21 protein-coding genes and 1 pseudogene are annotated in these 22801 nt (G+C 61.2%); 7 read left to right on the forward strand and 15 right to left on the reverse strand.

Annotated features, from left to right (window positions below; genetic code table 11):
* Positions 1–28: 28 nt before the first annotated feature.
* The 3 genes from BM300_RS01360 to BM300_RS01370 are packed head-to-tail and all read left to right on the forward strand — an operon-like array spanning position 29 to position 3023.
* On the forward strand, positions 29–1216 hold the full coding sequence (locus BM300_RS01360) for an ABC transporter substrate-binding protein (RefSeq protein ID WP_092461769.1): 1188 nt from the start codon (positions 29–31) through the stop codon (positions 1214–1216).
* Positions 1213–2274 (forward strand): FecCD family ABC transporter permease, encoded by a 1062-nt coding sequence (locus BM300_RS01365; RefSeq protein ID WP_092461770.1) that lies wholly within the window; start codon positions 1213–1215, stop codon positions 2272–2274. The genes BM300_RS01360 and BM300_RS01365 overlap by 4 nt, the downstream gene beginning before the upstream one ends.
* Positions 2268–3023 carry an ABC transporter ATP-binding protein gene (locus BM300_RS01370; protein ID WP_092412074.1) on the forward strand — a complete coding sequence of 252 codons (756 nt, stop codon included), beginning with the start codon at positions 2268–2270 and terminating at the stop codon, positions 3021–3023. Before BM300_RS01365 ends, BM300_RS01370 begins: the two co-directional genes overlap by 7 nt.
* Positions 3024–3058: 35 nt before the next feature.
* On the opposite strand, the gene BM300_RS01375 is transcribed toward BM300_RS01370, so the two are convergent.
* The 5 genes from BM300_RS01375 to BM300_RS01395 form a co-directional block, all read right to left on the reverse strand.
* Entirely contained in the window at positions 3059–4315 is a 1257-nt protein-coding gene (locus tag BM300_RS01375) for an MFS transporter (RefSeq protein ID WP_092461772.1), read from the reverse strand.
* A gap of 265 nt (positions 4316–4580) precedes the next feature.
* Positions 4581–5834: an OprD family porin gene (locus BM300_RS01380; RefSeq protein WP_092461774.1), complete on the reverse strand. Its 1254-nt coding sequence runs from the start codon at positions 5832–5834 to the stop codon at positions 4581–4583.
* 94 nt (positions 5835–5928) lie between these two features.
* Positions 5929–7233, reverse strand: a complete 1305-nt coding sequence (locus tag BM300_RS01385; RefSeq protein WP_092142151.1) for a CitMHS family transporter — start codon at positions 7231–7233, stop codon at positions 5929–5931.
* A gap of 138 nt (positions 7234–7371) precedes the next feature.
* A complete protein-coding gene (locus BM300_RS01390) occupies positions 7372–8697 on the reverse strand; it encodes a dicarboxylate/amino acid:cation symporter (protein WP_092461776.1) in 1326 nt (441 codons plus the stop codon).
* Between the two features lie 41 nt (positions 8698–8738).
* Positions 8739–9821, reverse strand: coding sequence for a 4-oxalomesaconate tautomerase (locus BM300_RS01395; RefSeq protein WP_092344667.1), 1083 nt, complete (start codon positions 9819–9821; stop codon positions 8739–8741).
* 168 nt (positions 9822–9989) lie between these two features.
* Here BM300_RS01395 and BM300_RS01400 point away from each other — a divergent pair, with 168 nt between their 5' ends.
* Positions 9990–10880, forward strand: coding sequence for a LysR family transcriptional regulator (locus tag BM300_RS01400; protein ID WP_003200706.1), 891 nt, complete (start codon positions 9990–9992; stop codon positions 10878–10880).
* Here the strand turns inward: BM300_RS01400 and BM300_RS01405 are convergent.
* Positions 10805–12190: an MFS transporter gene (locus BM300_RS01405; RefSeq protein ID WP_256575779.1), complete on the reverse strand. Its 1386-nt coding sequence runs from the start codon at positions 12188–12190 to the stop codon at positions 10805–10807. The genes BM300_RS01400 and BM300_RS01405 overlap by 76 nt on opposite strands.
* Positions 12191–12316: 126 nt before the next feature.
* Between BM300_RS01405 and BM300_RS01410 the strand changes: the two genes are divergently transcribed.
* Positions 12317–12775, forward strand: coding sequence for a winged helix-turn-helix transcriptional regulator (locus BM300_RS01410; RefSeq protein ID WP_092461780.1), 459 nt, complete (start codon positions 12317–12319; stop codon positions 12773–12775).
* 291 nt (positions 12776–13066) lie between these two features.
* Here BM300_RS01410 and BM300_RS01415 read toward each other — a convergent pair.
* Together BM300_RS01415 and BM300_RS01420 are read right to left on the reverse strand one after the other, a co-directional pair.
* Positions 13067–13330 (reverse strand): annotated as a pseudogene (locus BM300_RS01415) (LysE family transporter); the annotation flags it as partial.
* Positions 13331–13360: 30 nt separating this feature from the next.
* Complete coding sequence (locus BM300_RS01420) at positions 13361–13630, reverse strand: YceK/YidQ family lipoprotein (protein ID WP_027912369.1); 270 nt, start codon at positions 13628–13630, stop codon at positions 13361–13363.
* A gap of 211 nt (positions 13631–13841) precedes the next feature.
* Here BM300_RS01420 and BM300_RS01425 point away from each other — a divergent pair, with 211 nt between their 5' ends.
* Positions 13842–14483, forward strand: a complete 642-nt coding sequence (locus tag BM300_RS01425) for a LysE family translocator (protein ID WP_003200689.1) — start codon at positions 13842–13844, stop codon at positions 14481–14483.
* 288 nt (positions 14484–14771) lie between these two features.
* Positions 14772–15992 (forward strand): multidrug effflux MFS transporter, encoded by a 1221-nt coding sequence (locus tag BM300_RS01430; protein WP_063321718.1) that lies wholly within the window; start codon positions 14772–14774, stop codon positions 15990–15992.
* A 44-nt stretch (positions 15993–16036) separates the two neighbouring features.
* On the opposite strand, the gene BM300_RS01435 is transcribed toward BM300_RS01430, so the two are convergent.
* The 7 genes from BM300_RS01435 to BM300_RS01465 form a co-directional block, all read right to left on the reverse strand.
* Positions 16037–17242 carry a DSD1 family PLP-dependent enzyme gene (locus BM300_RS01435; protein ID WP_170862008.1) on the reverse strand — a complete coding sequence of 402 codons (1206 nt, stop codon included), beginning with the start codon at positions 17240–17242 and terminating at the stop codon, positions 16037–16039.
* Between the two features lie 185 nt (positions 17243–17427).
* Entirely contained in the window at positions 17428–18312 is an 885-nt protein-coding gene (locus BM300_RS01440) for an alpha/beta fold hydrolase (protein ID WP_092461787.1), read from the reverse strand.
* Positions 18299–19204 carry a DMT family transporter gene (locus BM300_RS01445; protein WP_092142176.1) on the reverse strand — a complete coding sequence of 302 codons (906 nt, stop codon included), beginning with the start codon at positions 19202–19204 and terminating at the stop codon, positions 18299–18301. Before BM300_RS01445 ends, BM300_RS01440 begins: the two co-directional genes overlap by 14 nt.
* 5 nt (positions 19205–19209) lie before the next feature.
* Positions 19210–19821: a flavodoxin family protein gene (locus BM300_RS01450; protein ID WP_003200650.1), complete on the reverse strand. Its 612-nt coding sequence runs from the start codon at positions 19819–19821 to the stop codon at positions 19210–19212.
* A gap of 3 nt (positions 19822–19824) precedes the next feature.
* The gene (locus BM300_RS01455) at positions 19825–20508 is read right to left on the reverse strand and encodes an iron-containing redox enzyme family protein (RefSeq protein ID WP_092344661.1); all 684 of its coding nucleotides are present in this window, start codon (positions 20506–20508) and stop codon (positions 19825–19827) included.
* Position 20509: 1 nt separating this feature from the next.
* Positions 20510–21055, reverse strand: a complete 546-nt coding sequence (locus BM300_RS01460; protein WP_003200646.1) for a GNAT family N-acetyltransferase — start codon at positions 21053–21055, stop codon at positions 20510–20512.
* A gap of 8 nt (positions 21056–21063) precedes the next feature.
* The gene (locus tag BM300_RS01465) at positions 21064–22416 is read right to left on the reverse strand and encodes a phenylacetate--CoA ligase family protein (protein ID WP_092344659.1); all 1353 of its coding nucleotides are present in this window, start codon (positions 22414–22416) and stop codon (positions 21064–21066) included.
* Between the last annotated feature and the right edge of the window lie 385 nt (positions 22417–22801).

Genomic DNA, 22801 nt, shown 5'->3' on the forward strand with positions numbered 1-22801 from the left:
CGGCCCGGCTTTTGTAAAGGCCTGAACCATGGTTACTGTTTTTCGCCGCCCTCACACCCTCGCCGCCCTGCTGTTCGCCGGGCTGCTCGGTGTGTCGTTTCTCTCACTGACGCCCCGCAATGCCTTGGCCGCCGATGCGGATCCAGCCCTGGGCAGCGTGACCGACCTGCTCGGGCGCCAGGTCAAGGTCCACCTCCCCGTCAGGCGGGTGATCCTCGGCGAAGGCCGCCAGTTGTATCTGGTGGCGGCGCTGGACACGCAAAATCCCATCGAACGCATCGTCGGTTGGCGCAAGGACCTGATCCAGTCAGACCCGGACACCTACGGCGCCTACCTGCGCAAATTTCCCGACATTGCCAAGATCCCGACCTTCGGCGGGTTCGAGGACGGCACCTTTGACATCGAACAGGCCATCTCCCAGCGCCCGGACGTGATCATCCTCAATATCGAAGCCCAGCACGCCACCGAGGATGCGCGCTACATCGAGAAGCTCGACGCCTTGGGCATCCCGGTGGTCTACGTGGACTTTCGCAACAACCCGATGCAGAACACCGAGCCGACCATGCGCCTGTTCGGCCAACTGTTCGGCAAGCAAGCCCGTGCCGAAGCCTTCATCGATTTTCGCAACCAACAGATTCGACGGGTCACCGACCTCATTGAAGCGCGCCACCCTGCCCGGCCAAAGGTCTTCATCGAACGCATCGGCGGATACACCGATGATTGTTGCCTGAGCTTCGGCAACGAGAACTTCGGCCTGTTCGTCGAAATGGCCGGTGGCGACAACATCGCCAAAGGCATCATCCCCACCACGTTCGGCCAGTTGAACGCCGAGCAAGTAGTGATCGCCAACCCAGCGCAGGTGGTAGTCACCAGTGCCAACTGGGAAGCCTTTGCACCCGGTGGCCATTGGGTCGGCGTCGGCCCCGGGGCGGACATGGCCCAAGCCAGGAAAAAATTGGCGTGGTACACCCAGCGGCCGGCCTACGCCGGCATCAAGGCCCAGGACGACCAGGCGTTCCACGCCATTTGGCATCAGTTCTACAACAGCCCCTATCAGTTCGTGGCCATCCAGCAATTGGCCAAGTGGTTTCACCCGACGTTGTTCGCCGACCTGGACCCGGACGCCTCGTTCCGCCAATTGCACGAGCAGTTCCTGCCGGTCCCTTATGAGCCGGGTTACGCCGTCAGCCTGCGCCAGACTGAGGACCAGCCATGACTTCGTTGAACGAAACCCTGGTCATGCAGCGTGACACCTACCGGCGCCTGGTGCTGCGCAAGCGGCTCATTCTCGGGGGGCTCACGCTGTTGCTGATCTGCAGCGTCCTGCTCGACCTGGCTCTCGGGCCGGCACGCTACAGCCTCGACGAAGTACTCGGCGCGCTGTTTTCACCGGAGAGCGCATCGCCCCAGGTCCGCGTGGTGATGTGGGACATCCGCCTGCCCGTGGCGCTGATGGCCGTTGCGGTCGGCGCCGCGTTGTCACTGGCCGGCGCGCAGATGCAGACGATCCTCAACAACCCGCTGGCCAGCCCGTTCACCTTGGGCATTTCCGCCGCCGCCAGTTTCGGTGCGGCCATGGGGCTGGCGTTTGGCGTGGTCTTGTTCCCGTTGGCGGCGCAGTACATGGTGCCGGTGAACGCGTTCATCATGGCCATGCTGTCGGCGTTGCTGATCCACTTCCTGAGCCTGCGCCGCGGCGTCACCGCCGAGACTATCGTGCTGCTCGGCATCGCCCTGGTGTTCACCTTCAACGCGTTGCTGGCACTGGTGCAATTCTTCGCCACCGAACAAGCCGTGGCCGCCGTGGTGTTCTGGACGATGGGCAGCCTGACCAAAGCCACCTGGCCCAAGCTGGGGGTGATCTGCCTGGTGATCCTCGTCACTCTGCCGATTTTCGCCCGGCGCGCCTGGGCCTTGACCGCTCTGCGGCTGGGGGACGACAAGGCCGCGAGTTTCGGCATCAACGTGCGCGGCCTGCGCTTTCAGACGCTGATCATGGTCAGCCTGCTCGCCTCGTTCCCGGTGGCGTTTGTCGGCACGATCGGCTTCATCGGCCTGGTCGGCCCGCACATCGCGCGGATGCTGATCGGTGAAGACCAACGGTTCTTCCTGCCGGCGTCCTTGTTGACCGGCGCATTGATTCTGTCCGCCAGTTCGGTGATCAGCAAAACCCTGATCCCTGGGGCCATTTTCCCCATCGGCGTGGTCACGTCGCTGATCGGCGTGCCCTTCTTCATTTCCTTGATTCTCGGCGGGAAGAAAAACTCATGGTAACGATCCGGCTGGAGAACCTCGGAGCTCGCTATGGCCAGCGCACGGTCATTCACGGCGTGACCACGGCAGCTTTTGTCGGCGGCCAGGTGGTGGCGGTGGTCGGCCCCAACGCGGCGGGCAAATCCACCTTGTTCAAGCGCATGGCCGGGTTGATCGACGGCCCCGGACAGGTGGTCCTGGAGGGCTCGAAAAAGGGACCGCAGGGCATCAGCTACATGCCCCAGGGCTTGAACGCCAGCGCCCGGTTGACGGTGTACGAGTCGGTGCTGCTGGCGCGCAAGCAGCTCACACCGGGCTGGGTCGTCCATGATGATGAATTGAAGCTGGTGGACGACATTCTCGCCGCGCTGGGCATCACTGAGTTGTCGTTCCGTAATCTCGGAGAGCTCAGCGGCGGACAGCAGCAACTGGTGTCGATCGCCCAGACCCTGGTGCGCGAACCGGAAATCCTGTTGATGGATGAACCGACCAGCGCCCTGGACATGCACCGGCAGGTCCAGGTGCTGGGCTTCATGCGTGCCCTGGCGCGCAAGCGCGAAGTCATTGTATTCATCGCCATCCACGACCTGAACCAAGCGCTGCGCTTTGCCGATCAGGTGCTGGTGGTTGCCGACGGCACCGCCCAGGGCAGCGGCCCGAGCGCTGAGGTAATTACCGAGTCGATGCTTCGCAAGGTCTACAAGGTCGAGGCGCGGATCGAACGATGCAGCCGCGGACAGCACCACATCCTGATCGACGATATCGTTTGAGCGCACACCCGGGCCTTGCGCCAAAGGCCCGGGACCTAGGCGACCCCGCCGTCAGGCACTGCAAGGGTGTCTGCCTGGGTCACGCGGCTTGGCCTGAAGGTCTCAGGCATCGCCAGCAACAGGCCGAATGCCAGCGCGGCAATCGCCGCCAGGGTCAGGAATGCCGCGCTGTAGCCAGCCCCTTGCACCACAAAGCCGGCCAGGCTGTTACTCAACGCCGCGCCGACCCCGAACACCGTCGACAACACCCCGAGGCTGACGTTGAAACGCCCGGTGCCCTGGGTAAGGTCCTTGACCACCAAGGGAAACAACGCGCCAAACAGCCCGGCACCGATCCCATCGAGCAACTGCACCGCCACCAACCAATAGGGGTCATTCGAGAGCACGTACAACACACCTCGTATGGGCAGGATCAGGAAGCCGGCCAGCAACAACGGCTTGCGTCCCCAGGCATCGGCCTTGACGCCGACCAGCCAGGCCATGGGCACCATGACCAGTTGCGCCGCGACGATACAGGCCGACGTCAACGGCGTGGCCAGGTGCACATTGGCCTGGGCGAGCTTCTGGCTGACCAGCGGGAGCATCGCCGCGTTCGCCAGGTGGAACAGCCCACAGCAAATGGCGAACAACAACAGCGTACGGTTATCCAGCAGGACCCGCAGCGTCGAGGGTACAGGGCCGTGGACCAACTGCCCCGCCTCCAGGCCTCGGGCCACGTCATGGTCGATGGCCTCGGCGGACACGCAACTGACCGCGACGATGCTGGCCAATGCCATGGCGGCCATCAGGTAGAACACCGCGATGGGACCGAACAACCAGGCAAACCCACCCGCCAGCAGCGCAGCGCAGGCATTGCCCGCGTGATTGAACGTCTCGTTGCGCCCAGTGCGCCGCGTAAAGGCCCGGGCACCGGTAATGCCCAGAGAGATGGCCGCAATGGCCGGCGCGAAGACTGACGCTGCCACGGCGCCGATGGCCTGGGTCAACGCCACCAGGCCAAAGGACGAGGTGAACGGCAGCACCAGGCATCCCAGCGTCACTGCCAAGGCCGCCACAGCCACCACGGCACGCTTGCTGCGCACCCGGTCGATCAACGCACCTGCGGGCGCCTGGGCGACGAGCCCGGCCATGGCCGCCACTGTCATCACCACGCCAATGCTGGCCGGGTCCCAGCGATGCACCGCCAGCAGGTAGATTGCCAGGTAAGGACCCAACCCATCACGCACATCCGCGAGGAAGAAATTCAGGCCATCCAGGGAAAGGTTGTTACGTCGGTCTCGGTTGCGATCCATAGCGGCCTCGACGGGCATTGCCCCAAAGAAAATTGACGCAATGATGTCGCAAAGAATCGAACCGGGCCACCGTGATGAGCGCGGGGCCACTGAGAAAACCGTGGCGAGGGAGCTTGCTCCCGCTGGGTCGCGAAGCGACCCCAAAACCTGCCGAACGCGTAACACAGACACACCGCACCCGCCGGTTCACGACCGCTTCGCAGCCGAGCGGGAGCAAGCTCCCTCGCCACAGGTCCATCGTTGTTTCTTAGGTGAACTGCATGACCTACCAAAGCGCGATGTCGTAGCTGAAGTAGATACGATTGCTGTCACGGCCACGGGAAAAGTCCGAGCGATAGACGTAGTTGCGCAACTTCACCCCCAGCCCCTTGAACGTACCCTGCTGCACCACGTAGGCGATCTCTGCGTCACGTTCCCACTCTTTGACCGTGGTGTTGGACTTGCCGTCGTTACCGCTCAGGTAGCGGGTGGAAAATGTCAGGCCAGGCACACCGAGGCGAGCGAAGTCGTAGCCATAACCGAGCATCCAGGTCTTCTCGTCTTCCTCGATGAACTTGCCGATCCCGACGTTGCTGAAGGAGTACACCGTGGCGCCGCTGACATAAGGCAGGCCCGCCTCGCCGCTGAGGGTTTGATAGCCGGCGCTCAGTGTGTGGCCGACAACGGCGTAGGACAGCGACCCGCTGAGCATGTCGTTGTCGATCTTGCCGCCGTAGGCCGAACCCGAATCGACGCTGTTGAAGTAGCGCAGGTCGCTGGTCAATACCCCGGCGCCCAGGGGCAGATCATGCTGGATGCCAACAAAGTTCTGTCGATAGAAATTCTCCAGCTCGCCATAGAAATAGCTCAGGCGGATGTTTTTGCCCAACTTGTAGTCGGCACCGGCATAACTGAAATCACCGGACTTATCGCCGCCATAGCCATCGGGCACAATGGGCATGCTGTCGCTCGAATCGCGCAGCTTGAAACGCTCCAGATACCCGCCAGTGACGGTGAGGTTGTCGATGTCAGTGCTACTGATCTGAGCGCCCTGGTAAGTCTGGGGCAACAGCCGTGCATCGTTGTAGACCAGCACCGGAGTCTTGGGCAGCAAGGTGCCATATTTGAGTGTGGTCTTGGCTATCCTGGCCTTGGCGGTCATGCCCGCGCTGGCGAACTCATCGGCGGCGCGACCGTCGTCATGCACCGGCAGCAGGCCGGTGCCGCTGCGGCCACGCCCGGAATCGAGCTTGACCCCGAGCAGGCCCAGGGCATCGACCCCGAAGCCGAGGGTGCCCGGTGTAAAGCCTGACTGGTAATCCAGCAGGAAGCCCTGGGCCCATTCGGTGCGCTCACTCTTGGCTGTCCTTGCCGCCCGCGTGCTCATCCCGTGCTCATCGCGGAAATTTTCGTTGAAGTAGACGTTGCGCAATTGCAGCTTCAGCTTGCTGTCGTCGATGAAACCTTCGGCGCTGGCCGAGGCCAGGGGCAACAGGCCAAGGATTGGAAACAAAGCCCCGCGGGTCAGCAAAATGGTCATGTCTGGCTACTCGTTGTTGTTATTGGACGTGCAGGCCTTCTCACCCCCATTTGCAGGGGGCGTGTCAGGCAGGAAAACAAGGTTGTCGGGTGAATCAGGAAAACAGCGTCAGTGCCCCGGTCAACAGGGCCAACGCGGTAATCACCAGGGACGTGAGCACCGCCCACTTGACGGTGGCTTTCTGGAAGTCGCCCAAGTCGCGGTCGACCATACCCACCAGCAACAGCGTCGAGGCCACCAGTGGGCTCATCAGGTGCACCGGCTGGCCGAGAATGGACGCCCGGGCAATTTCGACCGGATCAATGCCATAGGCGGCAGCGGCATTGGCCAGGATCGGCACGACCCCGAAGTAGTAGGCATCGTTGGACAATACGAAGGTCAACGGCATGCTGGTAATCGCCACCACCAGCGGGAAGAGATGGCCCCAGGAAGGCGGAATCCAGTCGACCAGGGTTTGTGCCAACGCATCGACCATTTTCGTCCCGGAGAAAATCCCGGCGAAGATGCCCGCGGCAAACACCAGCAGGACCACGGTCATGGCGTTGCCCGAATGGGCGAGAATGCGCTCCTTCTGAATATCCAGTTGCGGATAGTTGATCATCAGCGCCAGGACGAAACCGATCAGGAACAGGATCGCCGAGTGCATCAGCCCCATCACCAGCGCAACCATCACCGCAATCACCAGCAGCAGGTTGACGTAGGCCAGCTTCGGACGCTTGTGCGGCGTGTCCTCGATGATCGCGTTGATGTAGCAGTCACCGCCACCGCTTTGCAGCTGGACGTTGCCGATGCGCTTGCGCTCGGCACGGCCCAGCAGGAAGGCCGTGAACACCACCCACATCGCACCGCCGATCATGGTCGGCAGCAACGGCACGAAATACTCACCGGCATCCAGGCCCAACGCTGCGATCGCGCGGGTCGCCGGGCCGCCCCAAGGGGTCATGCCGCTCATGATGCTCAAGGAGAGCATGGAAACAGTCGCCAGGATCATCGGATTCATGCCGATGCGTTTGTACAGCGGCAACATCGCGGCACAGGTGATCATGTAAGTCGTCGTGCCGTCACCGTCCAGCGCCACCAACAGCGACAGCAGCGCAGTGCCCACGGCGATCTTCATCGGGTCACCATTGACCCGCTTGAGGATCTTGCGGATCAACGGGTCGAACAGACCGGCGTCGATCATCAGGCCGAAAAACAGGATCGCGAACAACAACAGTGCCGCCGACGGCGCGACCATTTTCAGGCCGTCCAACATCATCTTGCCGGTGGTCCCGCCAAAGCCGCCGAGCACGGCAAAAACGATGGGGACCACCGTCAGGGCGACGATCGGTGACAACCGTTTGGTCATTATCAGGAAGGTGAAGACCACCACCATGGCCAAGCCAAGTAAAGCGAGCATATGTCAGTTCTCTTGTTGTTATGAGTAGCTTGGCTGACATTCAGGCGCACGCCCCCCAACCCGCCAGGCAACACGCAAAAGTGCCTGGCGCAGGTAGTGAGTGAGCGGATGTGGTGCCGTCGAGTCAGCCGCGAGCGGCTAGATGTGTTTGGCGACCTTCGTGTCGTCCCAGGTAGAGTCCGTTGCCGAGGTCTGCGTCAGGGCCGGTTTGCCATCCAGGGTCCGCAACAGGACTTCGCGGTCGCAGGCATTCTCCGAAAGGGAGATCACCACGGTCGCAACGGCGTTGCTCGCCAGGCTGGTCAACGCCCGCGCTTCGGACATGAACCGGTCGATCCCGATCAACAGGGCCAGGCCCGCCAGGGGAATATCGTGGATGACCGTCAAGGTCGAGGCCAGGGCGACAAACCCACTGCCGGTCACACCCGCGGCACCCTTTGACGACAGCAGCATGATCGCCAGCATGGTGATGACCTGGGTCAGCGTCAGGTCGATGTTGCAGGCCTGGGCAATGAAGATCGCCGCCAGCGACAGATAGATCGCCGTGCCGTCGAGGTTGAACGAGTAGCCCGTCGGCAGCACCAGCCCCACGACCCCTTTCTTGCAACCCAGGGCCTGGAGTTTTTCCAACATCCGCGGCATTACCGGTTCGGTCGAGGACGTGCCCAGCACCACCAGGAATTCTTCACGCAGATAACGCAGCAGCTTCCACAGGCTGAAACCGTGGGCGCGGCAAAGGCTGCCCAACACCACGAAGACGAAGAAGGCGCAGGCGATATACAAGGTCATGATCAGCTTGGCCAGCGAGCCCAGCGACGTGATGCCGTACTGCCCCACCGTGAAGGCCAAGGCCCCGAAAGCGCCAATCGGAGCGAAACGCATCAGGTAGGAGAAAATCTTGAACACCATGTGCGAAGCTGACTCCAGTACCTCCAGCACAGGCTTGCCGCGCTCGCCCAGGGACGACAGGGCAAAACCGCAGAGCACCGCGATAAACAGCACCGGCAGCACCTCGCCTTTATTGAAAGCGCCGATGAAGGTGTCGGGAATGATGTGCATGAAGAAATCCACCACACTCAGTTTCGCGGCGGATTCGGTGTACTGCGACAATCCTTGGGTGTTCAACTGGGTCGGGTCGATGTTCATGCCCGCGCCGGGCTTGAACAGGTAGACCGACACCAGGCCGATGATCAGGCTGATCACCGTCAGCGCCAGGAACAACAGCATGGTCTTGCTCAACAAACGTCCCAGCGAGCGCTTGTCGCTCATGCCGGCGATACCGGTGACAATGGTGCAGAACACCACCGGCGCGATCATCATCTTGATCAACTTGATGAAGGCATCACCCAGCGGCTTCAAGGCAATCGCCTGTTGCGACCAGAAATGCCCGACGACCACGCCCAGCAGCACAGCGCAGATGATCTGGAAGTAGAGCGATTTAACAACTTTCATGGCATCACCCATTTTTAGAATTGTTCTGATGCAAAAGACCCTGGCTGCCTAGGCTATCCGGCCAACCGTTGGGACGCAGTGGCGTAGACGTAACCTGAGAAAAGCCGGCGCGCGGTACGCACCACCGAGGCCCGGATGGTCTCACCCTTTTCACCGGTGTAGGACAGTACGACATCGATACCGCCGCTTGGGTGCTCAATCCGAACCTGTTGCAAGCGCGGCTCGCTGACGGTGCGAAGCAACTGTGCGACGACGCTGCCTTCGGTCACACACGCGGTGGCCAAGCCTATGGAGCCGGTGATTGCCAGGGCGCGGTGACAGTTATGCGGCATGAAATAACGCACCTGGACCGTCCCGCCAGACTTGGCCGGAGACACCAGCACCGGTTTGGGAATGACCTTGTCACTGACATCACCCAAGCCCATGGCCAGGCCGGCTTTCAGACGCAGGGACTCCAGCCGCTGCAGGAAGGCTTTATCGGCGTCCAGCTCAGCGGGGCTTTCATCGCCGCGCTTGCCGAGCTGACTGGCTTGAACGATCACCATCGGCATCGCCATGTCGATGCAGGTCACCGGGATACCGTCGATCAGGTCCTGGGTCTGCCCGGTCGGGAAGAGTTTCCCCGTCTTGCTGCCCGCCGCATCGAGAAACGTCAACTGTACCGGAGCGGCTGTGCCAGGCACGCCGTCGATGGCGGTGTCGCCTTCATAGCTGACCTTGCCTTCCGGGGTTTGCACGTGGGCATTCACGAAAGTCCCGGTGTTGAGGTTGCGAATACGCACCCGGGTCAGATCGCCGGAAGGCTTGACCAGCCCCTGCTCGATGGCAAAGGGGCCGACGGCGCAGAGCATGTTGCCGCAGTTGGGGGCGGTATCGACCCGACGCTGGGAAACCATGACCTGGACGAACAAATAATCGACATCCGCGTCAGGGTGCAGCGATGGGCTGACGATCGCCACTTTGCTGGTTTGTGGGCTGCCGCCACCGATACCGTCGATTTCCAGCTCGTGGCCGGAACCCATCAGGTTGAGCAGCAGCTCGTCACGTTCGGCGATGGCGACCGGCAGATCCCAGGCGAGAAACACCGGGCCTTTGGACGTACCGCCGCGCATTAGCACACAAGGAATTCGCTGCATGATCACTAACTCTTGTTGATCAATCTTGATAATTGATGCTCTGGACACAAGAGTGGCAAAATTTGAAAAGTGTTTCCAATGCAAAGATCAGAGAGATTATTGCGTTTCACAAATGAATTACTTTACGATGATTTACACCGCGCATCCCCCTCTCCGGTGAGGTAGAACATGGAATATGAACTCCAGGACATACGATCTTTCGTGAAAATCGCCGAATTGGGCAGTTTCCACGAAGCCGCCGATGCGCTGCACCTGTCACAACCGGCCCTGAGCCGACGGATGAAAAAACTCGAAGAGGGTCTGGGTACCGCTTTGCTCGATCGCACGACCCGCAAGGTCAGCCTGACGAGTGTCGGCCGTGATTTCCTGCCCAAGGCGCGGCGCCTGCTGGATGATTTCGATGACTCGATTCTCAACATCCGCGAGCTGGCGGAGCGGCAGATCGGCCGGGTGACCTTGGCTTGCATCCCCACGGCGGCGTTCTATTTCCTGCCTTCGGTGATTCGCCTCTATAACGAGCGCTACCCGAAAATCCGCATCCGCCTGCTCGACCTCAGCGCCAACGAAGGACTCGAAGCGGTACTGCGTGGTGAAGCCGACTTCGGCATCAACATGATGAGCGGCCAGCACCCGGACATCGAGTTCGTGCCCCTGGTCAACGAACCCTTTGTGCTGGCCTGCCGGCGCGATCATGAACTGGCTGAACGCAGTGCGGTTACCTGGTCGGAACTCAGTGATTATCGGCTGATCGGCGTCGGTCGCCTGAGCGGCAACCGCATGCTGCTGGACCACGCACTGTCGGGCCTGAGCTGGCGCCCGCAGTGGTTTTACGAAGTGCAGCACTTGTCGACGTCGCTGGGACTGGTCGAGGCTGGCCTCGGCGTGTCGGCGATGCCCAGCCTGGCGATGCCGGCCGGGGATCATCCAACGCTGGTCAGCGTGCCGCTGATCGAGCCGGTGGTAAACCGCTCGCTGGGCCTGGTCTACCGCCGGGGCGCATCGCTTTCCCCGGCTGCGGAGAAGTTTGTCTCGATCCTGCTTGAGCAGTGGCCGCAATGAAGCGAGAGCCTCCACACCGCCAGCGCGGCGAAGCTGATCAAGGCGCCTAGCAGGCTGACCGCCATCCAGCCCCACAGCGCATAAACCTGGGTCGCGGCCGCCGCGCCCAGTGCGCTGCCCACCGAGTAGAAGCACATATAAGCACCGACCATGCGACTTTGGGCGTCGGGCCGTGCAGCGAAGATCAAGCTCTGATTAGTGACATGCACGGCTTGTACCGCGAAGTCGAGCAATACCACGCCGCACACCAGTGCGATCAGGGAGGTCTCGGTAAACGTGATGGGCAGCCAGGAGAGCATCAGCAGCCCCAGCGACCAGCCGGTAACGCGTTGTCCGAAGCCTTGATCCGCCCACCGGCCGGCCCTTCTGGCTGCCAGGGCCCCGGCGACGCCGGCCAGGCCAAACAGGCCGATGGCCGTGTGTGAAAGCGCCAGCGGCGCGGCACTCAGCGGCAGCACCATGGCGGTCCATAACACCGAAAACGCGGCAAAGATCAGCAAGGCCAGCAGCCCCCTGATCCGTAGCACCGGCTCGGTCATGAACAGTTTGAACAGCGACCGGATAAGCGCCAGGTAAGGCTGCCGGTCTGGTGACGACACGGCGGCAGGCACCACCGCCCAAAACACTGCCGCGATGGTCAGCATCAATCCCGCGGAAACGAAATAAACCCCGCGCCAGCCCGCCAGATCGGCGATCACTCCAGAGGTAAACCGCGCCAGGAGAATACCCAGGACAACGCCGCTGGTGACGGTTCCCACGGCCTGCCCCCGCTGGGAGGGCGTGGACAGCACGGCGGCATAGGCCACCAGCACTTGGACAACCACCGCCAGCAAGCCCATCACGATCATCGCCCCCAGCAAAGCCAACCAATGCTGGGCTGCACCGACGGCCGCCAGCACAAGCGCGGACAACACCAATTGCGCGCAAACCAGTCGTTTACGGTTGACTCTGTCCCCCAGCGGGACGATGAACAATAACCCCAGCGCGTAACCCACCTGAGTGGCCGTCACCACCACCCCGATCAATCCTGGCGCGACGCCCAGGCTCTCGGCCATTGAAGCGAGCAAGGGCTGGGCGAAGTAGACATTGGCGACGGCCAGTGCGCAGGTCACGGAAAACAACAACGTGAGCGCCGGCGAAAGCCCCGGGCACTGCTGCGCATTCAAAGAACCTGTGGCGAGGGAGCTTGCTCCCGCTGGGCTGCGAAGCGGCCCCTTCCGTGAGCGCTTCGCACTCAAGCGGGAGCAAGCTCCCTCGCCCCCCTGTTTGTCCGAAGGCTGCTGGGTGAAACAGTCGACATCGGCTGTCATGCGCGTCTCCTTGGCGCTAAACTAGTTTCAATTAAAAACCTGAGTGGATTGTTGCCCGATCAGGTTTCATTTTGCAACCACAGACATCGACTGGACTTGCGATCCTTTTTTCAGAAGGTCAATAAAATGGAAAACGCTTCACCACAAAACAGCGAATGCCCGGTAGCCAGGACACTGGACGTGATTGGCGATCGCTGGTCGCTCATGATCATTCGTGACGCATTCGATGACATTCGCCGCTTCAGCGAATTTCAGAAGAGCCTGGGCGTGGCCAAGAACATTCTGGCTTCGCGACTCAAAGCGTTGGTCGAGGCCGGTGTGTTCGACGTTCGACCCGCATCCGATGGGAGCGCCTACAAGGAGTACGTCCTGACGGACAAAGGCCGGGAAATCTTTCCGGTCGTGGTCAGCCTGCGACAGTGGGGCGAACGCTTCCTGTTCGAGCCAGGAGAAACGCGTTCCGTGCTGCTGGACAATACGTCCGGGCAGGCGCTCATGCCGATGGATGTTCGTTCCTCAAACGGTCAGAAACTCGAACCGGCCGATTGCCACAGGGTGAGGCTCATTGCCGACAACCCGACGTGATATTGATCGACCCTATCCCTTCAGCACCAGAGACATATCCGCGTACCTGGCGCACATGAAATCGACAAATGCGCGAACCTTCGGTGCAGCAAGACGTAGGAATGCAACCGGTGACGCTCTGCGTCACATCCAGAAGCGGAACGCGGAGCGTCCCTGGCGACATTCCCACGCAGGAGCGTGGGAACGATCAACCGCTAGTGCGGTACAGTCACTTCGTCCAGCGCCAGGTCGGTCGGCGGAAGACCAACCTGGCGCATAACGACGAAGGCTTGCTCCAGCAACGACTACTCGCTAAACCAGCTGGCGAACCCCCAGAGACAAGATCAAACCACCACACAGTCGATCAATTGCTTTTTTCCTACCTTGATAGGCACAAGCAATCCTGGGCTGCGAAAGCATAATTGCGACCATTCCATACCAAGCCATTGAAACCACCACGACAACTGCCAGCATCGACAAAAACGTGCCTGGCGAAACGTGGGCGGGAGCCGCGGCTGAAAAAACAGCGGCATAGAAAGCCATGGACTTGGGGTTGCCAATGTTGGTGACCCGGCCAGGCGCATTCAACCGGTCGAGGCACTCCCCCTACTCCTCGGCAGGCCTCATATGAAAAATCGTATAAGGCAGGATCAGCGTATCGGCGACGATGCTAAACGGAAGGTCGACGACTGCAAACGGTGCCAGCGCGCGTGAATACACGTCGTTGTCATTCGTCGAGGCCTTGATGATCTCGATATCGGTCGCCGCACCGCAGTAAGGATGGCGACCGCAGAGCTGTCCCATGCCAAAGGTTTCGTTGGCCGTGGCGCATCCGCCCAGCAGCGCCATCGTCAAAGCCATTACTACGATCCGCATGACGCGCCCCTCCTCAGGAAAGGCCGGACTGTAGCATTAAAGCCGCCCCAACGGCTCAGTGCCCAAGGCAAGGCCCCAGCAGGGTCGCGAACCACTCGATGGACATCCCGAGGGCGGCTGCACCGATAGAAACGTTATGGCGGCTGTATTCAGACAACCCCAGGTTCTCCTGTAGGATGCACAACCTCTCAACCAGTCGCGAATGTGAACAATGGAACTGCACTCAATTCTCGCCTTTACCCTGGTCGCGGCCATCGCCATCGCTAGTCCTGGACCTGCCACCTTGATGGCGATCAATAACAGCCTGGCCTACGGGCCGCGTTACGCGGTGTGGTCGTCGGTGGGCAACGCCAGCGGACTGTTCTGCTTGTCGGCCGCCGCGATGCTGGGTCTCGGCGCGTTGCTCGCCAGCTCCGAATGGCTGTTCAACGCCGTGAAAGTCCTCGGGGCGGGTTATCTGTTCTACCTGGGCGCCAGGCAGTTGTTCAAAAAGAGCCCGATACTCGCGCAGGATGTGCAAGCCGATGGCAAGACCAGCAAGCCATCGCGTTCAAAGCTATACAAGTCGGCCTTTCTGACAGCCATCACCAACCCCAAGGCGACGATGTTCTTCACCGCCCTGTTCCCCCAATTCATCGACCAGAGCGCCGCACTGCTGCCGCAGTTTCTGCTCCTTACCTCGATATTCGCCGGCTTGTCGCTGGTTTCCTTGAGCCTGTATGCCGCCATTGCGGCCCAGGCCAAAGGCGTGCTGAAACGGCCAGCGTTTTCCGTGTGGATCAGCAGGCTCGTCGGCTCGACGTTCATCGGCTTCGGTGCGGCCATTCTGGCGATGCGTCGACCGGCCGTTTGAGACATCTTTCGATCCGGACCTACCAGATACCGAGGTCACGACGCTTGAAAAGCGTCGACCTCACACCCTCCCCATCCGCTCTCCCTCGCTCCTACTTATAGGCAACAGTGAAATCCTGCCTGCGCACTCCAGATATTTAACTTGACGCAAGAGATTACGATCATCATATTCATGAAAATATTATGAGCGTCATGTGCAAATCTCCGTCACTGCACCGAGATCGCGAACCACAGTCTTGGCGTTTGGCATGAACGCCTTTGCCCGCCAACCAAGCCTAGGGGAGGATGTATGGAAGCCAGAACTTCATTGGCGATTACCGCTACGCAACCGCACGCCTCCACACAACCATTGACCGGCAAAGTCGTGGCGCTGCTTGCAGGCCTGGCGGCGATCAGCATGCTGTCTACCAACATCATCCTCCCGGCGTTCGCGGAGATAGGCAAAGACCTGGGCGTGACCGCTCGCGAGCTCGGCCTGACGCTGTCCAGTTTCTTCATCACATTCGCCTTGGGCCAACTGGTGGTCGGGCCGCTGGCCGACCGCTACGGGCGCCAGAAACTGGTGCTCGGCGGCCTTTCAGTGTTCGTGGTCGGCACCGTCATCGCCGGCCTTGCCACCACCCTTGATGTGCTGATCGCCGGGCGCGTCGTCCAGGCGTTGGGCGTGTGCGCAGCCTCGGTGCTGTCGCGCGCCATCGCACGGGATCTGTTCGAAGGCGAGACCCTGGCCCGCGCCCTGTCGCTGACGATGATCGCCACTGCCGCGGCGCCGGGTTTTTCGCCGCTGGCTGGCAGTGTCCTGTCCGTCACGCTCGGCTGGCGCGCCATCTTCATCCTGGTGGGACTGGCCGCCGTGGTACTGGCTTTTTTCTACGTACGCGACCTCGGAGAAACCCATCCCGCCGATCGCCGGGCGCCGCACTCGGCCAAGAGCGTGGTGCTCGCCTATGGCAGATTGGCACTGGACAAGCGCTTCATCCTCCCTGCCCTTTCAATGAGCCTGCTGATGAGCGGCCTGTTCGCCTCCTTCGCGGCGGCACCCGCCATCCTGATGCAAGGTATTGGCCTGACCTCGTTGCAAACCGGCCTGTATTTCGCCGCTACGGTATTCGTCGTGTTCGCAGCCGGCATGGCGGCCCCGCGCCTGGCGCATCGTCATGGCGCCCGAATCGCCACACTCGTGGGCATTGCCTGCGCCATGGCTGGCGGCGGCCTGCTGCTCGTCGGCCCAGCCGCGCCTGGTCTTGGGTGGTATGCCCTCTCGATGATCACCTTCCTGTGGGGCATGGGCCTGGCCAATCCGCTGGGCACGGCAATCACCATGGGGCCTTTCGGCAAGGAAGCCGGGATGGCCTCCGCATTGCTGGGTTTTCTCTCCATGGGGGCGGCTGCTCTGAGCACCTGGCTGGCCTCGGTCTTGAGCTTCGCGCCGGTCACGACGCTGGGTGGGATTCAGACGATGGCCTGCCTGGTGGCGCTGGTGCTGTTTCTGTTGCGGGGGCGTCTTTGAGGACGCTTTCTCGGCCAAGCCAAAAGCTCGCCTCCCTGCGCCAATCAGTACACCGGCCAGGTTTCAACAATCTTGCCACCGCGCACGGCCAGCAAATCACCAAATTGCAGCAGCACGGATTCAGTCTGGGTCGGCCGTAAAAACACCTGGTCCTCCACGTTCAACCCTACGGCCAGGGAGCCGTTGACCATTTCCTGATTGGAGCTGCGACCATAGAGCTCATTGCTTTGCAGCCCCTTGGGTGACTCGAACTCGGCCATCCAGTTACCGCCGTAGAGGAAGAATGTTGCGCGCTGGTTAGGGTCCCACCAGGAGAACAATCGGGACTTGTCATCCAGGGCTGGGAAATTGACGGCGCCAGTGCTCTTTAGCACCGGCGTTGCGATAAAGGCCGCCGGCACATGCTCGACCAGCGATGGCAGGTCGTAATGGGTCGGCTTGAGAAACGCCGTTCCCACCGAAACCTCGCTGCTCAAGCGTTCCTGCTCATGTATACCGTAGCTGGGGCTACCGGCCGTATTGAGCGTGAGCCCTTCGTGCCAAAGCGCAGGGAAGTGTTCACGCAGGTAATTCACATGGCCGTTGTAAATGACCATCACCTTGTCGAACAACGCCTGGGACGAACCGAGGACCCTGGGCACGCCCATGCCGACAAACGGGTCATACCCCATGAAGCCTGAAAATTCGAGCTGCTGCGGATGCGCGCTGATCAGCGTCAGCATCTCGCCGAGCACAGCGTGGTCAGCGACTCCGCCACGGTGCAGGCCGACATCCAGCTCGATATTGACCCGCATCCGGATGCCCAGGCCTTGCGCCAATGCCAGGTAATCCATCAGCCGCCGGGGGGTATCGAGCAACCATTGCAGTTGCCTGGAAGGGTCGAAGGCGCCCTTGTGGGTTTGGTAAAACACCTCGGCCGAGCGTACCGGTAAAGGCTTGCCGAGCAAGATGTCAGCCTCGGGAAAGGTCACCGCGTCGTGATTGAGGAACGGCTGGTGGAACGACATCAGTCGCCGGGTATCGGTACGTTTGGCGATGTACGCCAACAGTCCCGGTGATGGCAGGGATTTCTCCACCAGACGCAAATGTTTACCGGCGCGTGTAACGGATTGCGTGACCACATCGATATTGTGATCGAGCAGGTCCAGGTCAATCAGCATCACGGGGCGCATCGGCCCATGGCGCTTGAGCTCCTGGTTCAACGCGCGGAAGTACTCGTTGTAGGGGCTGCCCCGATCGCTCGGACGCAACAGCGCCCCCGCCCCGACCATCAATGCACCCACTCCGGCGGTGCCGAGCATAAAGGTTCTACGATTCATCAGGACGCTCCCTCTGCGTGCGCAGTCAGGTGCACGTTACGGCAGCGCTACCCGACTGTTGAGGCTATGGGAGGTCAGAAAGGGGACTTTGGCGGCCAGGCTTTGATCGAATCCTGCTAGACCCTGGACGTTGCAATGAACCCTGTGATGGCCGCCACCACATCGGCGCCCCGTTCAAGATAGGGCACATGGCCGGCGTCCTCGATGAACTCGCCGCGTGCATCGGGCAGTTGCTGGAGCAGGTTGTCCAGGGTCGCCGGCAAGAATACCTGGTCATGCCGGCCCCAGATCACCAGCGTCTTGGCAGCGATCTGGGGCAACCGTTCGAGCAGCACGTCCAGGCCTTCGCGACGGAAATCCTCGACGACCCGCTGCACCGCGGCAAACCTCGACTTGCCGCTGGCCGCCATGGCCTGGGCCAAGCGCCCTCCTACCTCGGGCGGCGCCTGGAACACCAGGCTCCAGAAGCGCTTCATCTCTTCGATCGTACGATAGCCAAACACCGTGCCCGCCCCTTGCAGGCTGGCTTTCAACGTGGGGCCTAGCGCTTGCTCGCCCAGACCGGCAGGCGCCAGCAAGACCAAGTGACTGACACGCTGCGGGTGTTTGGCGGCATACAGGCCGGCCACGCACCCGCCCAAAGAACTGCCGACCAGCACGAAGGGACCCTCGACGAGTGTATCCAGCAGGCCTTCGAGTTCCGCCAGCATTGCCAGGGGACCAAAGCCGGCACCCGCCTCATATACGGATTGGCCATGCCCCGGCAAGTCGACGAAAACGCAGTGGTGATGACGCGCCATGCCCAGCATCGCAGGGCCCCACTGATCCTTGCTGGCGCCCAGGCCATGGAGCATGACCAGCGTCGTCCGCTGTTGCCGTGCAGGGCTTTGCAGATAGGCCAGGCGTCCATGTTTACCGGTGTGCCAGCGCAGTTTCAAACCGAACTGCCAGCGGTGGACCAGGCGCAAAGTGCCGAGCAGCAATCGATCAACGCGGTTCATCCGCCACTCCTTGTCCTTTGCTACCGGCCTTGAGGAAGAATCTTGCCGGCAGGCGCAGTTGGCATAGCGCCACGCCTGACAGCGTCAACACGGCGCCGATCACCAGGCGCTGGCTGAAACCTTCGGCGAGCATGACCTGGCTGACAGCGATCGCGAACACCGGCACCAGAAGCAGGTACGGGCTCAGTTGCTGCATCGAGTTGCGACCGAGTAACCAGAACCACAGACCGAACCCCAGCAGACCACCACTGAGTGCGGTGTAGAGCACCGCCCACCACGCCTGGGCGCTGGCCGTGTAGACGCGCGTCCATTGCTCGCCTTCCTGGACGAACGACCACAGCAACAGTTGCGGTGCGGCGATGACCGCCGTCCAGGCACTCAAGGCCAGCGGGTCCAGTGGCCCGAGACGCTTGGTCAACACTGACCCGGCAGCGAATGCCAAGGCCGCCAGCGCCACCAGCAACATGCCGATGAACGTCCCGCCCGCCGATGGCGTAGCCAGTAGCACCAGGACACCGGCGAACGCCAGCACGATGCCCGCCAGGAGCCGCAGTTTCAGGACTTCCCCCAATAACGCGAATGCCAGGACGAGGGTAAACGGTGCCGCCAATTGATAAATGATCGCCGAGGTAGAGGCGTCTACCCGGGCGATACCGCAATACAGCAAACCGAAATGCAAGGTCCCGGTAATCGTGGCGATCAGGGCCACGGACGCAAACTGCTCACGCTTGACGCGTTTGAGCAGCGGCAGGAGAAACAGCGCCATGATCGCGTAGCGCATGGCGACCATGAGGATAGGCGGCAACTCGGCGCCGCCGATTTTCACTGCAGTGACCTGCGCGCCCCAGAGAAACGCGACCAGTAACGCGAGCAATGAATCTTTCAATGGCATGACAGTTATCCCTTCTGAAATTGAATGGGCCGCAGGATTCTTTCCGGCTTGCCTGTCGCAAGGGCTGGGGGGTTAAGTCGACAGTGATGCTCGCAGAGCCGGTCCAATGTCTCGCGCAGGGCCTGCTCCGCTTCAGGATCGTGGGCCAGTTGGGTCTGGAAGCACGGCGGAAATCCCGAGCCGACCAGAATCATTTTGTTGAGCAGCACGTTCAGCGCGACCTGGGAGAAAACCGCCGTGTGACCATAGCGTCGGCCGACGACCGCAATTGCCGCGAGTTTGTCGCGCAGCGGACGCTCCCGAGGCCGCAGGAAGCCATAGCCGACTCGCTCCAGAAACGCCTGGAAGCGACTGTTGGTGCCATAGGCATGCATGACGGGGAGATAGAGCACCGCATCGGCGCGGTCCAGCCGCGCCACCAACTGCCCGACGTCGTCCTGCACTTGGCAGTCCTGGTCGGAACAGGCGTTGTCGGCGTCGCAGTAGTCGATCCGGTAATCCTTGAGCCAGATGTCATCGACCGCGACCTCCTCGCCCAGGTGGCGGCGCACCAGCGCCACCACCCGTGCACTGACACCACAAGGTCGGCTTGACCCGACAATGATGGTCAGATTCATGATTCAGGACGCCTCCCGCAACCCTTCTTCGCCAGCCAGGTAGGCGCGCAAAGCCTCTTCCATCAACTGCCCGGTCAGCCAGAGCGTGACGCGTGCCACTTCCTTGATCTGACGACGATCTGCTTCGGTCTTCACCGCACGCTGCATCGCCATACGCACTTCCTCGGCGTGCTTCTCGTCGATGGTCGAGTGGGCGACGAAGAAAGTCATCTGCTCATCCTTCAAGCCCAGGTCGGCACGGAACCGTTCCAGGATCGGTTGGATGTGCTCGTAGACGTCCTCGGCCCAGTAGCTGTAGCCCAGGCGAGCGATCGGCCCCTTGCGGATGGCCACATCGTTGAGAAAGGCGATCAGTGCCTGGGTCGGCGCCAGGGGCGCCGGCATGGCTTGCGGCAACAGCCCGACCGACTCCAGGTCACGCAGCACCATGCGCTCGTGGCCCAGCTCTTCCAAGGCGTGCTTGTAGACGAAGCGCAACAGCGTCGTTTCCTCTGGATCGGCACTGAAGGCGCAGGCGGCCTGGTTCACCGAGTTGTAGCGGGTGTAGTGGTAGACCTGCAGCATGAGCTGTTGGTAGAGGGCTGGCGGCGTTGGGTTCTCCAGGCTGAATTTCCAGTAGGCGCCCTGCTTGATCTGGGCCCAGCCCGCGTCGACGATAGCGTCGAGTTCCTTGAAGAATGCTTGCATTTCAATTGGCTCCTTTAACATTGAGGTAAACACTTTCGAGTTCCAGGTAGACGAGGCTGTAGCGCCGCTCGACCTGTTCCCCGGTCCAGGTAACGTCATCCACCAGCACGCGCCCGCCCAGGCCGACATAGAGCGCAGCCAATTGGCCGCGGCACAGTGCCGAGATGAATCGCAGGTGAGTGTTGGCTTTCAGCCAAATGGCCGCTTGCAGGAGAAACATGCGCAGGTGCCGACCGCCGCGGTACCGCTCGTCCAGCACCAGGCGATTGGCATCGAAGGCATCCGTCGATTGTTCGAAATAGGCCTGCACGTCGACCGCTCGCTCGACAAAGCTCAGGCCATGACCCAGCGGCGTGACGCGCAACGTCCCGACCACTTCGTCCTTGTCCAGGTAGACCAGGTGATAGGACAAGGCGTCGCGCACCTGCTCCCTTCGCTCGAAGTCGTCCTCCCGTGCCGGGTTGGTCCCCAGGTAGCGACTCCTGAGTTGCCTGACGGACTCGAACAGTTCATTGGCGTTGTCAATCACGCGAACAGACAGGCTCATCGCTGACCTCACTGGCCTTGACGCTGATCGACGATGCGCGCTTCTTTCCAGCTGAACCAACTGCCAAGGTTCACATGCTCGGCCAGATCGCCCACCACCATGACCGTGGCATCGACCCCCAGCCGTTCGCGCAGGCGCTCCTTGATCAGCAGCACCAGACGTCCACGATCGCCTTCGAAGAAGCGCGACATTTCCAACTTGGCGATGACGGTGTCGCGATCATTGGCGCGACTGAGGATGATCTGGTAACCAAGGCATTGTTCGACGCCTTCAAGCAGCGCCTGCTCGATCTGCGCGGCCGAGAAGGCGCGATCGTTCAGTTGCACGGCATCCTTCACCCGACCGACGACCTTGACGGTCTGGCGCATCGATTGCGGATAGCCGGGGCGCGACTGGATCGAAACCAGATCACCCGTGCGGTAGCGAATCAACGGCTTGCTGCCAGGAATCAGCATGGTCACGCACAACTCACCGTCGCCGGTGCAGCCCAGGCTTTCCCCGGACTTGGGATTGAGCACCTCGATGATGTAGTTGAGGCGATGCGGCACCAACTGGTCGTTGGCGTTGCAGGCCGCGATGATCATCGCTTCCTGGGAGCCATACAGGCTGTTGTAGGCCTGCGCCCCCCACAGGCTGTAGAGGTTGTTCTTCAACGCAGGGGTGCACAGCTCGCCGCTCATCATGAACGCGCGCAGGGCGAAGTCCTCGCGTGGGTTCAAGCCTTGGCGCTCGGCTTCCTTGGCCATGGCCAGCAAGAGCCCCGGCGCCGATGCGAGCACGCCGATCCGCAGGTCCTTGAGCAGTTGCAGCGCCTTGGGCCAACCGATCACCGGTGAGTGCGGCCAGATCTTGGCATTGCACAGGTCGAGCTGGGTGCAGACATCGCCCAGGGTGTCACCGAAGGAATGGACCTCGGTAGGTCCCATGATGCCGACCACGGTCTTTTCGCCCGGGAAATGCTTTTCGATCACGGCCTGGTAGGCCATGGCCAGTTGGCGATTGCTCGCGTAGCTCTCCTTGCGGTCCCGCGGGCATGGCGTGGCGGGCCCGGTGGTCCCCGTGGTCTCGTAATAGAAGATGCTGTCTTCCAGCGGGCCGGACAAGATGTCGAAGCCTGCTTCGCGCAGATCATCCTTGGTTGTGAATGGCAAGGTGGCGAGGTCATCCAAGGTCAGCGAACGCTCGTCGACCTGGGCAAGGTGCCTGGAATAGAACGGCGAGGACCGCTTCACGTGGCCGACCACTTCCCGCAACTGTGCCTGGTGCCAGGCCGCCAGCTCGGTGTCGCTGAGGACGTCGGTCCAATAGGCATGATGAATCGGATCGTACCGTTTCTTGAATGTCTCTAAATGCTCTTTCATTTCAGCCGCTCAGGTTTGATGGGTTACTGGAACTCAACGGCCGCTACGTTAGTAACAGAACTTATAAATACCCAGCTGAGCTATCTCGCAGTTGTGCGCGCACGAGTTTCTTGTTAAAAGCACGCGCGGTTACATACGCGCAGGGATAGCTCTGTCGACATTCAGAAATGAATGAAAGATTAATATGCCCTCAGCAGTTGACAGGCCCCAGGGCACGCTGGTAATTTCGCCGCACTGCCAATTATTCCCGCAGTGCTTAGCCAAGACTGGGATGTCTAAAAATGTACTATCACCTTTCTGCTATCAGTTCCTCCCACAGCTATCCCGACAGCTGTTCCCGGGCCATTCTGGCCATCTTCAAAAGCAATATCTGGCGTCGCTAATC

Source organism: Pseudomonas sp. NFACC46-3 (genome assembly GCF_900114515.1).
GTDB lineage: Bacteria > Pseudomonadota > Gammaproteobacteria > Pseudomonadales > Pseudomonadaceae > Aquipseudomonas > Aquipseudomonas fluorescens_Q.

Excerpts from the sequence above, each read along its gene's own strand:
- BM300_RS01410 (WP_092461780.1), top strand. The coding sequence starts at position 12,317 with ATGGAAAACGCTTCACCACAAAACAGCGAATGCCCGGTAGCCAGGACA.
- BM300_RS01455 (WP_092344661.1), bottom strand. The coding sequence starts at position 20,508 with ATGCAAGCATTCTTCAAGGAACTCGACGCTATCGTCGACGCGGGCTGG.
- BM300_RS01365 (WP_092461770.1), top strand. The coding sequence starts at position 1,213 with ATGACTTCGTTGAACGAAACCCTGGTCATGCAGCGTGACACCTACCGG.
- BM300_RS01385 (WP_092142151.1), bottom strand. The coding sequence starts at position 7,233 with ATGCTCGCTTTACTTGGCTTGGCCATGGTGGTGGTCTTCACCTTCCTG.
- BM300_RS01420 (WP_027912369.1), bottom strand. The coding sequence starts at position 13,630 with ATGCGGATCGTAGTAATGGCTTTGACGATGGCGCTGCTGGGCGGATGC.
- BM300_RS01360 (WP_092461769.1), top strand. The coding sequence starts at position 29 with ATGGTTACTGTTTTTCGCCGCCCTCACACCCTCGCCGCCCTGCTGTTC.
- BM300_RS01440 (WP_092461787.1), bottom strand. The coding sequence starts at position 18,312 with ATGAACCGCGTTGATCGATTGCTGCTCGGCACTTTGCGCCTGGTCCAC.
- BM300_RS01445 (WP_092142176.1), bottom strand. The coding sequence starts at position 19,204 with ATGCCATTGAAAGATTCATTGCTCGCGTTACTGGTCGCGTTTCTCTGG.
- BM300_RS01390 (WP_092461776.1), bottom strand. The coding sequence starts at position 8,697 with ATGGGTGATGCCATGAAAGTTGTTAAATCGCTCTACTTCCAGATCATC.
- BM300_RS01450 (WP_003200650.1), bottom strand. The coding sequence starts at position 19,821 with ATGAATCTGACCATCATTGTCGGGTCAAGCCGACCTTGTGGTGTCAGT.
- BM300_RS01425 (WP_003200689.1), top strand. The coding sequence starts at position 13,842 with ATGGAACTGCACTCAATTCTCGCCTTTACCCTGGTCGCGGCCATCGCC.
- BM300_RS01465 (WP_092344659.1), bottom strand. The coding sequence starts at position 22,416 with ATGAAAGAGCATTTAGAGACATTCAAGAAACGGTACGATCCGATTCAT.
- BM300_RS01375 (WP_092461772.1), bottom strand. The coding sequence starts at position 4,315 with ATGGATCGCAACCGAGACCGACGTAACAACCTTTCCCTGGATGGCCTG.
- BM300_RS01430 (WP_063321718.1), top strand. The coding sequence starts at position 14,772 with ATGGAAGCCAGAACTTCATTGGCGATTACCGCTACGCAACCGCACGCC.
- BM300_RS01370 (WP_092412074.1), top strand. The coding sequence starts at position 2,268 with ATGGTAACGATCCGGCTGGAGAACCTCGGAGCTCGCTATGGCCAGCGC.
- BM300_RS01460 (WP_003200646.1), bottom strand. The coding sequence starts at position 21,055 with ATGAGCCTGTCTGTTCGCGTGATTGACAACGCCAATGAACTGTTCGAG.
- BM300_RS01400 (WP_003200706.1), top strand. The coding sequence starts at position 9,990 with ATGGAATATGAACTCCAGGACATACGATCTTTCGTGAAAATCGCCGAA.
- BM300_RS01405 (WP_256575779.1), bottom strand. The coding sequence starts at position 12,190 with ATGACAGCCGATGTCGACTGTTTCACCCAGCAGCCTTCGGACAAACAG.
- BM300_RS01380 (WP_092461774.1), bottom strand. The coding sequence starts at position 5,834 with ATGACCATTTTGCTGACCCGCGGGGCTTTGTTTCCAATCCTTGGCCTG.
- BM300_RS01395 (WP_092344667.1), bottom strand. The coding sequence starts at position 9,821 with ATGCAGCGAATTCCTTGTGTGCTAATGCGCGGCGGTACGTCCAAAGGC.